The sequence below is a fragment of the Erysipelatoclostridium sp. MSK.23.31 genome (assembly GCF_019125875.1).
GTDB lineage: Bacteria > Bacillota_I > Bacilli_A > Erysipelotrichales > Coprobacillaceae > Thomasclavelia > Thomasclavelia ramosa.
The window spans coordinates 88,002-99,668 of record NZ_JAHOCB010000007.1; the positions used below are offsets into that span (position 1 = coordinate 88,002).

Genomic DNA, 11,667 nt, shown 5'->3' on the forward strand with positions numbered 1-11,667 from the left:
AATACCCCTTTCTAAATCTTCCTTAATAATTCTAAATATTCTTCTAGACTTTTATGATCACTAGATATATCATCTTCAATTCTTTGGATCAAGTCAAGCCTTTCTTGATGTTTTTTTAACAACTGCAGTTTTTCTTCATAATTTTCTAAACTATGAACCGCTTTTTTTAAATTATCAAATACAGCATTACGACTAACATCCAAAATTTGTGCAATTTCCGATAAAGAGTAATCTTCTTGATAGTAATATTCTAAATATGTTTGCTGTTTTTCTGTCAACAAATCACTATAACAATCCATTAGTAGATTAACTCGTTGTTTTTTCTCTAAACTTGATTCCATACTATTCCTCAACTAGGTTTTTGCATAACCCATATATATACTGGTCTAAATCAAATTCTTGTAAATCATCAACACTTTCTCCTAGACCAATGAATTTTACAGGTATATTCAATTGATCTTTGATAGAAAGAACAATCCCACCCTTAGCAGTTCCATCCATTTTGGTTAGAACTAACCCTGAGACATCAGTGATCTTAGAAAATTCCACAGCTTGTGAAACACCATTTTGACCAGTTGTTGCATCAATAACTAACAGTGTTTCATGCGGTGCATCAGGTACTTCGCGTTTAATAATACGATTCATTTTTTCTAATTCATTCATTAAGTTGACCTTATTTTGAAGACGACCAGCAGTATCACAAATTAAAACATCAACATTTTTTTCTTTTGCCTGTTTTAAAGCATCAAATACCACTGCTGAAGGATCACCGCCCTCTTTACCTTTAACAATATCGACACCAACACGCTGTGCCCAAACTGCTAACTGATCAATCGCTCCGGCTCTAAAAGTATCTCCAGCTGCAACCATTACTTTCTTACCTTCATCATTAACGATACGATTAGCTAATTTCCCAATTGTTGTAGTCTTACCAGCCCCGTTTACTCCAACCATTAAAATTACTGTTAATCCTTCCTCAGCATAGTTAATCTTAGTTGTCATGACACTATCATTTGCATAAATAACGAACATTTTATCAACGATGATCTCATTAATCTCTTTTGGGTCAGTAATATTTTGCAAACGTACCTCGTTTTTAATTTCTTCAACTATCTTCATTACCATCGAAACTCCAACATCGGACATAATCAAAATATTTTCCAATTCTTCAAAATACTCATCATTGATTTCTCTAAAGCGAGCTGCAAGTTCATTGATTCGATCTGAAAAAGTACTATTAGACCGATCTAATCCAGCTACATATTTTTCGTTTTGTTTAGCAGATTTACCAACGAATTTTTCTTTTATTTGACTAAAAAATCCCATACGATTCCTCCTAACTTTGATCTGTTAAATCTATTGCTTCTTCTAATTTGACACTAACTAACTTTGTAACTCCCTTTTGTTGCATTGTTGCTCCATAAAGAAGGTCACATTCTTCCATTGTTCCTTCACGATGGGTAACCACAATAAATTGCGTCGTTCCCGAAAATTCTCTTAAATATTTAGCAAAACGTTCAACATTTGCAATATCTAATGCAGCTTCAACCTCATCTAAGATACACATCGGAATTGGCCGTACCCGTAAAATTGCAAATAAACATGAAATAGCGATCAAGGCCTTTTCCCCACCTGAAAATAATGTAATATTCTGGACTGCTTTACCTGGGGGCTGAACATCAATATCGATTCCAGTTTCAAGAATATTTGTAGGATCAGTATACTTTATTCTAGCCTTTCCTCCACCAAATAAACTCCTAAAGACATGATTGAACTCTTCGTTGATTTTCTCAAACGTTTCTGAAAAACGCTCAACCATAATTTCATCCATCTCTTTAATCGCTTCAAGGATACTATCTTGGGCTTGAATCAAATCTATACGCTGAGTATTCATGTTCTCATAACGCTCACTGATTATTTGATATTCTTCAATTGCATCAACATTAACGTTTCCTAAACGATTAATATTTGTTCTTAATTCGTATACTTCTAATTTAGCTTGTTCAATATCAATTTCATCAAGGTAATGCTCGACAGCATACTCATAAGTCATCCGATATTCATCATTTAATCTAGCTAAATGATTATTTAACATTGCTTCTAATTTTGTTGCATTAATAGCACTAGTATTAACCTCACTTTGAACCTCTTTTAAATCATTACGATATTCACGCAATTCAACATCTAAAGCTTCATTTTGATTAACATAGGCCATTCTAAGTTCACGTTTTGATTTAATTTCTTCAGTTAAATTATCACGATATTTAATCGCTTCATTTAACTGATTAACTAATTTACTTTCTGTTTTTCCACTAGCAAATTCTTCTAATTCAACACTTTGATCAGCTAATGATTCATACTCGGATTTTGCCTTGATCAACTCTTCTTTCTTGCTTTGAACAACAACTTCCAATTTAGCATATGCCATCTGCTTTTGTAATAGAGCATGTGAAACTTCTTTGATTTCATTATCCAATCCATTATGTTCATTACGCTTAAGCCCAAGTTCTTTTTCTTGTTGTTCAAGAGTAACAGCAACCTGCTCAAGTTCACGTTTTTGAACTATTGAAGATTTTTGACGATTAAAACTTCCACCCGTCAAAGAACCGCCAACATTAACAACATCACCTTCAAGAGAAACGACTTTGTACCGAGAAAAAGTTGCTTTGCTGATTTCATTAGCACTATCAATATCTTTAGCTACAATAATATTCCCTAGTTGATTTAAAACAACGGCAGCAATCTCATCTTCATATGTTACAAAATCACTAGCCAAACCTAAATATCCTTCCATGGTTTGACAAACAACTAAATGTTCTTCACGCACATGTCGTGGTTTCATAGCACTGATTGGTAAAAAAGTAGCTCGTCCCGCTTTATTATCACGTAAAAATTTAATTGCATCTCGTGCAGTTAAATCATCTGTTGTAACAATAAACTCTATTGCTCCTGCTAAAGCTGACGACAACGCTAATTCATATCCTTCATCAGCTGTAATTAAATCACCTAAAACACCAATAATATTTTTATTACTTTTAGCAAGACTTAAAACTGTTTTAATGCCATGATGATAATTTGATTTATTTTCAATCGCATCTATTAAAATCTCTTTTCGTGATTTATTTTTATTAATATTGTTTGATAATTGATCAATTTCATTTTTTAATAAAAGTAATTTTTTATTACGCTCCTCTTGTTGTCCAATTATCGTGGTTAACTCTTTTTGAGTGTTATCTAATCGTTCCACACGATCATTATATTCATTAACAACATCACTTAAAATCGCCTTCATATTAGCGATATTTTCTTTTAAATTTTCTTTACTTAAGGTCTCAAGTGCATGTTTTCGCTTTTGATCAACTTCGACTTTGGCAGTCTCTAGTTTCGAGACATTTGATACTGCCTCTAATAGTTTACTTTGTAAAGCATTTATTTCTTGGTCGAGAGTAAACATTTTCTTTTTTATTTCATCGTTACTGCTCTCTTTAAGCAAAATATCAGCCTCTAAAGAAGCTTGACGCTCATTTAAGTCCTTGATTACCTTACTCAATTCATCTAGTGATTTTTTTGCTTCAGTTATCTCATTTATTAAAACATTAACTTCTATAGCTGTTAATTTTTCTTTCAACGCTAAATACTTCTCTGCTTTGTCTTTTTGACGTTTAAGAGGACCAACCTGTTTTTCTAGTTCTACTACGATATCACCAATTCGTTCAAGATTTTCGTTAGTACGTTCTAATTTACGAATCGATTCTAATTTTCTTTTTTTATATTTAGAAACTCCTGCTGCATCTTCAAAAATACCACGACGTTCTTCTGGTTTATTGTCCGCAAAAGAAGAAATATTGCCTTGGGAAATAATTGATAACGAATCCTTTCCTAGACCTGTATCCATAATCAAATCAATAATATCTTTTAAACGACAAGATTGTTTATTGATTAAATACTCCGCTTCATTATTCATACGATAAAGTCGCCGTGTAATCTCGACTTCATTATAATCATATTTCATAAAACGATCACTGTTATCGAAAACTAAGGTAACTTCAGCTAAATTTTGCGCCCGACGATCTTCGCTTCCAGCAAAAATAACATCTGACATATTTGCACCACGCAACGATTTAACTGACTGTTCTCCTAAAACCCAACGTACAGCATCAGAGATATTTGATTTCCCGCAACCATTTGGACCTACGATTCCTGTGATTCCAGGTTGAAATTCTACATTGACTTTATCAGCAAATGATTTAAAACCATGTAATTCAATTCTTTTTAAATACATTACTTTCTTCCTCTCATTATTTCAGGATCACCGCACCATCCCTAAATGCTTCTACTACTGCTAACGATTCCACACGATAGCCTTTTTCTTCAATTAATTGGCGACCTGTTTGAAAACCTTTTTCAACAACAATTCCAACACCAGCAATATTTGCACCTGCTTGTTTAACAATATCAACTAAACCTAATACAGCTTGACCATTAGCTAAAAAATCGTCGATAATTAAGATATTATCATCTTTATCTAAATATTTTTTACTGACAATCGCATCATAATCAATTCCTTTAGTAAATGAATGTACTTTAGAACTATAATAATGTGTACTTGTTGTTTTTGCAGTCCCTTTCTTTGCAAAGACAACAGGTGCATCATCAAATTCAAAAGCTGTTGCTAAAGCAATCCCAATTCCCGAAGCTTCAATTGTTAAGATTTTAGTAATTTTTGTGTCTTTAAAACGAGCTTTGAATTCTTGAGCTATTTGTCGATACAAAGTAGGATCAATTTGATGATTCAAAAAACTATCCACTTTTAATATATCCGGCATAATTACAATCCCGTCTTTTAATATTCTCTCTTTAAGTAATTCCATAAATTCCTCCGATTATTTATTAAACGATAGTTTTTCTTTAATATCAAAAACTTTTCGTTCGCTTGGTAATTTTACTACAAAAGTAGAGCCAACATCAACCTGGGAAATAACATCTATATTTCCATGATGTAAATCTACAATTGTTTTTACAATTGATAACCCTAGTCCATTTCCTTCTACAGAACGGGCTTTTTCTTCACGATAAAAACGTTCAAATATATGTGAAACAACTTCTTTAGACATTCCGTATCCAGTATCTTCAATTGATACTTCAACTTCACGAGAAGCCTTTTTAACAGTTACTGTAATAAGACCACCTTCACCAGTATATTTGATTGCATTTGAAATAAGATTGATCCAAACTTGTTCCAATCGTTGTTCATCGCCATAAACCATAATATCTTTGCGCGGTTTTTCAAATTGAATTTCTATATCCTTTAAAATTGCTTGGTTTTCTTGAGTAGAAATAACCCGAGATAATTGCTCAACAATTGAATATGTTGTAAATTCTAACTCAACCTCTTCTCGTTCCAACAACGTCAGCTGCAGCATATTCTTAGAAAGAGTCGATAACCTTTTTGAATGAAATAAGATTATATCAGCATACTTTTGACGCTGCTCTTTAGGAAGATCTTCCTCTTTTAAAATATTGGCAAAGCCTTGAATTGCAGTCAATGGAGTTTGAAATTCGTGCGAAATATCAGAAATGAACTTTTGTCTTGTTTCTTCTTGTTTCGCTAACTGCTGTGCCATTTGATTAAATCCCTGATTCAATCGAGAAATTTCATCATCACCCACATAATTAACACGAACACTATAATTTCCTTTTGATAATTCTTTAGTGGCGTTAGTTAATCTCGTTATTGGTTTAACAATAATATCAGCAATCGCTAAAAAAACTAGATTTCCTGATAAAAAGACACAACCCAAAATCAAAACAGCAGAATTAGCAAAAATTCCTTTTTCATAACTAGTATCCTTTTGAATAAATATATATACATCAGAACCATTGATTTTTGCCTTGCTGCCATAGGTTTGCACACTTTTGCGCTCATCGAAACGCCCGTTTTTGTTTTCATCATGATAATATTGAATCATTGTCTCGCGACTAGGAAAATATCCTTTGTTTTCACCATATGTATAATAGTCCAATTCTGGTGAATACAACGTTATATAAACCTCTGAGCTAATTGCGTATTTATTCATAATATCGTTAATATTAGCATCATCAAGGCTATTTAAAATACCTACAACATATTCACTTGTTGCACTCAACTCACTCTTAGCCATATCTTCAATTTGATCATAATTATTACGTAAAGCTACATATCCAGCAACCGAAAAACTAAATGCGATAGTTATTAAAAAACCGCAAATCAGCTTGCCATAAATAGATTTCATCATTCGACTTCAACCTTGTATCCAAGTCCTCTCACCGTTACAACTTTAAATCCTGGTAAGTGTCCTAGATTTTCTCTAATTCGCTTAATGTGAACATCTACAGTACGATCAAAGCCATCATAGTCCATTCCCCAAATTTTTTCAATCAACTGTTCACGACTAAAAATCTGATCTGGATGCTTTGCTAACTCAAAAACTAATTCAAATTGTTTTAACGGTAAATGAATGATTTCGCTCTGATAACGTATCTCATATTTATCGCCATCAAACTCAACTTCATTTAATTTGATTATATTTGATGTATTAACACTATATCTTTTTAAAACTGCTCGCACTCGTGCCATTAATTCAGTTGGATCAAATGGCTTAACTACATAGTCATCAGCACCAACAGAAAAACCGCGAAGTTTATCTTTACTTTCACCTTTCGCTGTTAACATAATTACTGGAACATCTTTAAATTCCTTTAGATTTTCTACTAGTTCAAAACCATCCATAACTGGCATCATGACATCAATGATTCCTAAATCAATATATTCATTTTCGAATATTTCTAAAGCCTCTTCACCATTGCTAGCTTCCAGAACTTCAAATCCTTCTTTATTCAAATAAAAATTAATTAATTCCCTAATATCTTTTTCATCATCAACTACTAGTACTTTTGCTTTCATCTTTACACCTCAATTCACTGTAAGATTATAACACATTTTATTAACTAAATATATAGTTACAAAAGCAAAATAGCTTGAGTTTAAAGAGATGATAATAAATATAAAAAAGCCATAACCTATATATAAGTTATAGCTTCTTGTTCTATTAAAGACTAACCAAATTTAATTGAAGTAATTACCTCGCTATTGTCTTTACTATTAACATATTCAATGGTTACAACATCACCAACTTTTGCTAATGGGAATTGATTAGATAAACTGATATCTCCGATGAAAATCGTATCACTACCTTCAAGTTTAAAGTAATAAGTACTGTTACCATCAACGACAGCTTCATTAATTGCAGTAATCGCTCCAGTCAACTCATTAGTCTTATATTCACTTGAGTCAGTTTTTTTACCATTAGCTTCTAATAAAGCATAATATGCTTGTTCAGCTTGAGCAACACTGTCACCGGTAGCCACGATTTGATAATTTTCAACACTAACAAAAGCATACTTTTTAACAAGTTTAGCATCATCTTTTAAAGATAAGAAATATGTTGGCTGCCCTCCCGCATTGATCAAAATCGGAAAAGTTGCCGTATATTTCAAGTTTTGAACTTGACCTTCCGCCGAAGACATTGCAGAATATTCTTCAGCTCCAGAAATATTATAATACTTTCCATCTTTAGTCCGCAAATTAATCATAGCAAACCCAACGTTAGAAGCATCATTAGATACCGATGTTAAACCAGTATATAAATAGACATCATCATTGATTGCTACATAATTGTAACCAGAGGTTGGCTGTAATACTCCTTTTTGCGAAAATAAAGTATTAAAATACCCATTTGTATATTTACCATAATTTTCTAATTGACTTAAAACCAGTTCTGCTGGATAAGCACGGTCAACCCATTCTGGTACTTTATCAATATCATAATATTCATGATCACCATTTATTGCATTAACTAATACAGCTCCAGTTATATCTTTTCCACCAAATAAACCGATTTTATAATTATATACTGGTGCAATCCAATAAGGATTCCCCTTTTCATCAATTTCAAAAGCCAATGTATCAAACATTAAAGTTGGATAATTAGCGCGCAAATGACGTTCAATTTTACGTCCAAAATGTTCTGATTTAGAATATTTCATTCCTTCTTTTAATTTAACTACTTCAGATTCTTGCGTCACCATATTTACTCGGATATATGCGGGCAGTCCATCACTACGGTTAGTAAACCATTTGATCAAGTCACTATATTCTAATGGTGTCACACGATATGGCGTATCTTGATAATTTATTTGTTCATACGACTCATCAACCTCAAATTGGGATACATAATCAACCATCTGTCCCATTTTACGATCACCTAATTTAATCGCACTATCTCGATCCACCACTGGAATCGATTGATAGGAAATAGTTTTATTGTCAGCATAGAAGTCTGCTTTCTTATCTAACTTTAATTGTTTTTGATAACTTCCTGCATTAAAGATAGGCGAACTAACAAATGTCCCAATGGCCACATATGCAATTAATATTCCAATCACAATGAGACTATATTTGGTGATCTTACTAAATCTTTGACTTAACATAAAATATAGTCCATTAAATATTAATAATAATATACAAAAATAAATTATAAATTGTGGTGAACGAAGATTCAATGGGATCAAAAAAGCATATTCACCAATCAATCCAATTATTAAAGTTATTGTAAACGCCTTTAAAAAGGCACCTTTTTTTACTTGTTTTACATCTTGAGAACCTTGTCTAAATGAAAAACCCTCAATAAAATTTGCAAATATGTCAGTAAATTTATTCATTGATTATCTCCTTTAAATCTTGAAGCAGTTGACCAAGCTGTTCTAATGAAGCTAACTTTGCGCCACTTGCCAGTATATGACCACCACCATTATATTTTTCAGCCACCTTATTGACTGCGTAATCACGTGAACGTAAACTAACACGCCAATTATGATCAGCGACATTTTCAGTTAGAGCCATCCAAATTTTATATTCTTCTACACCAGATAATAAATTAACAAAATCCGAACCTCTTTCACGACTAATTTCTAACATTTTTAAATCTGCATCACTTAAAACATAATAAGCAACACCACCATCAAACTGATGATTATTTAAAATAAATTTATTAATTTGTAAATCCTTAGCCTTCTTCATATAAATTCGATTATAGATTTCAACAATATCAATTCCTTCTTGAACCAAAGCTTCAGCTACTGCAAAAGTCCGTTCATCAGTATTTCGATACATAAACCGCGCTGTATCTCCAACAATTCCCAAATACAAAGCTTCTGCACCACTTTTAGTAATTTTCATAGCCGTATCTTTAAAAATTGTTCCAACTAATTGGCTAGCTGAACTAGCACTACTATCTTCGTAATTTAAAGTGCCATAACTATCTACGACCAAATGATGATCAATTTTAATAATTTCTTTACAAAGTTGATATCTTTGATCATCAATTCTTTCAATATTAGCAGTATCAAGAACAATTCCTAAAATATCTTTAGTATAATCAACTTCTTGATGTTCAAAAACTACTGTATATTTTTTCACTAATTCCGAACTGAAATCACCACATAAAAAAACCTTTTTATCTGGATAAGTAGCTTTAATCATATCGTACATTCCCAATTGGCTGCCAAAAGCATCAAAATCTGGATTTACATGACGGTAAATAGCAATATAATCATATTCTTCAATTTTAGCAATTATTTTTTCTTCCATTATAAAACTCCTCTATTTAATAAGATGACTATACCATATTTACCCAAATTTATAAATAGAAAAGCTCTGATTATTGATCAGAGCTTATAAACCTAAAATTCTTACAGTATCACGAGCAATCATTACTTCCTCGTTAGTAGGGATTACATAAACATCAACTTTAGAATATTGATGGGAAATTAGACGATTTTCTTTACTACGACGTTCATTTTCTTCTTCATTTAAGAAAACGCCTAACGCACGTGAAACATTATCAATGATCAAACGACGAAGATAAGAAGCATTTTCTCCAACTCCAGCAGTAAAGGCAATAGCATCAACACCACCCATTTCAACAAAATAACTTCCAATATATTTTGAAACGATTCGTGCATATAACAAACCTGTAAGAAGTGCACGTTCATCACCGTTCTTAAATAATGCATTTTCAATATCACGGGAATCTGAAGAAATTCCAGAAATTCCTAACATTCCTGATTTCTTATTATAGATATCTAAAATTTCATCAGGTGTTTTATTTAATTTTTTACATAAATACGGCATAATAGATGGATCAACATCACCACAGCGTGTTCCCATCATTACTCCTGCCAGTGGTGTAAATCCCATTGAAGTATCAATACATATACCATCCTGAACTGCTGAAATGCTTGCACCATTTCCTAAATGACAAACAATTACTCGCGAATGTTTGGGATTTCCTAACATATCAATGGCAACTTGAGATACATATTTATGACTTGTTCCATGGGCACCATATTTGCGAACTTTTAAATCTGTGTAGTATTCATATGGTAAAGGATATAAATATCTTTCCCGGTCAAGAGTTTGATGAAATGCAGTATCAAATACAAAAACATGTTCAACCTCTGGTAAAGCTGCTTTAAATGCATTATATCCAACAATATGTGCTGGATTGTGAAGTGGCGCTAATTCAGCTAATTCTTCTACGCGAGCAACAACTTCCTCGTCGACTTTAACCGCGTCGTTATAATATTCGCCACCGTGGACAACTCGATGTCCACAAGCTTCGATTTCACCTAAACTTTCAACAACATGGTGATCAACTAAAGCATCTAATAATAATTGTACTGCAACACTATGGTCTTTAATTGGACACTCTTTAATAAATTTTTCACCATTATATTTCATTTCGAAGTTACCTTGGTCTAGTCCAATTCTTTCGACTAACCCTGATGTAATTACTTCTTCACTAGGCATATTGATCAACTGGAATTTTAAAGATGAACTACCAGCATTGATTGCCATTACTTTAACCATTATAATTCCTCCTATTTCTTCATGTCATATATTAATTGTACCTAAATTCAACACTAAACTCAATATATTTTGAAAGCACTTTCACCATTTATTAAAGTATTTATTGGAATTATCGAATAAATTTGTTTTATATTTAAGAATATTTTAAAACCCTAGATTGAACTAGGGTCTTAAAAATAATTATTTAGATTGATTGTAGTTATTAGATGAACTCATTTGTGATTGACCCATTTCGACTAATCTTTTTGTGATTTCGCCACCTACTGAACCATTCGCACGAGCAGTTGTATCAGGACCTAAATTAACGCCAAATTCGTTAGCAATCTCATACTTCATTTGATCGATTGCATTTTGAGCTCCAGGGACAACTAATTTGTTTCTACTAGAGTTATTTTGTGACATATATTTTCACCTCCTGACAGTAATATTTTGTGTCATTTGTTTTAAAATATACATTTTTAATAAAAAAATTTAAATTTATTTTTTAAAGATAAAAACCCTAGCTAACTAGGGTTTTAAAAATAATTATTTAGATTGATTGTATTTGTTTGATGAGCTCATTTGTGCTTGACCCATAGCGACTAATCGTTTTGTGATTTCGCCACCTACTGAACCGTTATCACGAGCAGTTGTATCAGGACCTAAATTAACGCCAAATTCGTTAGCAATCTCATACTTCATTTGATCGATTGCATTTT

The 11,667-nt window shown here is 32.3% G+C and carries 11 protein-coding genes; all 11 read right to left on the bottom strand.

What is annotated here, in order from left to right; translation table 11 throughout:
- Positions 1–11: 11 nt before the first annotated feature.
- Positions 12–341, bottom strand: a complete 330-nt coding sequence (gene ylxM, locus KSU54_RS05405) for a YlxM family DNA-binding protein (RefSeq protein WP_003538214.1) — start codon at positions 339–341, stop codon at positions 12–14.
- A 1-nt stretch (position 342) separates the two neighbouring features.
- On the bottom strand, positions 343–1,326 hold the full coding sequence (gene ftsY / locus KSU54_RS05410; RefSeq protein ID WP_003538213.1) for a signal recognition particle-docking protein FtsY: 984 nt from the start codon (positions 1,324–1,326) through the stop codon (positions 343–345).
- Positions 1,327–1,336: 10 nt separating this feature from the next.
- Complete coding sequence (locus KSU54_RS05415) at positions 1,337–4,282, bottom strand: chromosome segregation protein SMC (protein ID WP_029479984.1); 2,946 nt, start codon at positions 4,280–4,282, stop codon at positions 1,337–1,339.
- Positions 4,283–4,298: 16 nt separating this feature from the next.
- Positions 4,299–4,871: a xanthine phosphoribosyltransferase gene (locus tag KSU54_RS05420; protein WP_008791764.1), complete on the bottom strand. Its 573-nt coding sequence runs from the start codon at positions 4,869–4,871 to the stop codon at positions 4,299–4,301.
- A 12-nt stretch (positions 4,872–4,883) separates the two neighbouring features.
- The gene (locus tag KSU54_RS05425) at positions 4,884–6,275 is read right to left on the bottom strand and encodes a HAMP domain-containing sensor histidine kinase (protein ID WP_003538210.1); all 1,392 of its coding nucleotides are present in this window, start codon (positions 6,273–6,275) and stop codon (positions 4,884–4,886) included.
- On the bottom strand, positions 6,272–6,943 hold the full coding sequence (locus tag KSU54_RS05430; protein WP_003538209.1) for a response regulator transcription factor: 672 nt from the start codon (positions 6,941–6,943) through the stop codon (positions 6,272–6,274). Before KSU54_RS05430 ends, KSU54_RS05425 begins: the two co-directional genes overlap by 4 nt.
- 152 nt (positions 6,944–7,095) lie before the next feature.
- Entirely contained in the window at positions 7,096–8,760 is a 1,665-nt protein-coding gene (locus KSU54_RS05435) for a hypothetical protein (protein ID WP_003538208.1), read from the bottom strand.
- Positions 8,753–9,688 carry a DHH family phosphoesterase gene (locus KSU54_RS05440; RefSeq protein ID WP_022007747.1) on the bottom strand — a complete coding sequence of 312 codons (936 nt, stop codon included), beginning with the start codon at positions 9,686–9,688 and terminating at the stop codon, positions 8,753–8,755. Before KSU54_RS05440 ends, KSU54_RS05435 begins: the two co-directional genes overlap by 8 nt.
- Before the next feature lie 84 nt (positions 9,689–9,772).
- Complete coding sequence (locus KSU54_RS05445) at positions 9,773–10,969, bottom strand: acetate/propionate family kinase (RefSeq protein WP_003538206.1); 1,197 nt, start codon at positions 10,967–10,969, stop codon at positions 9,773–9,775.
- A 180-nt stretch (positions 10,970–11,149) separates the two neighbouring features.
- Entirely contained in the window at positions 11,150–11,371 is a 222-nt protein-coding gene (locus KSU54_RS05450; protein WP_003538205.1) for an alpha/beta-type small acid-soluble spore protein, read from the bottom strand.
- A gap of 123 nt (positions 11,372–11,494) precedes the next feature.
- Positions 11,495–11,667 (bottom strand): alpha/beta-type small acid-soluble spore protein (locus KSU54_RS05455; protein ID WP_217746587.1); only part of this gene is annotated, 173 nt, incomplete at its 5' end.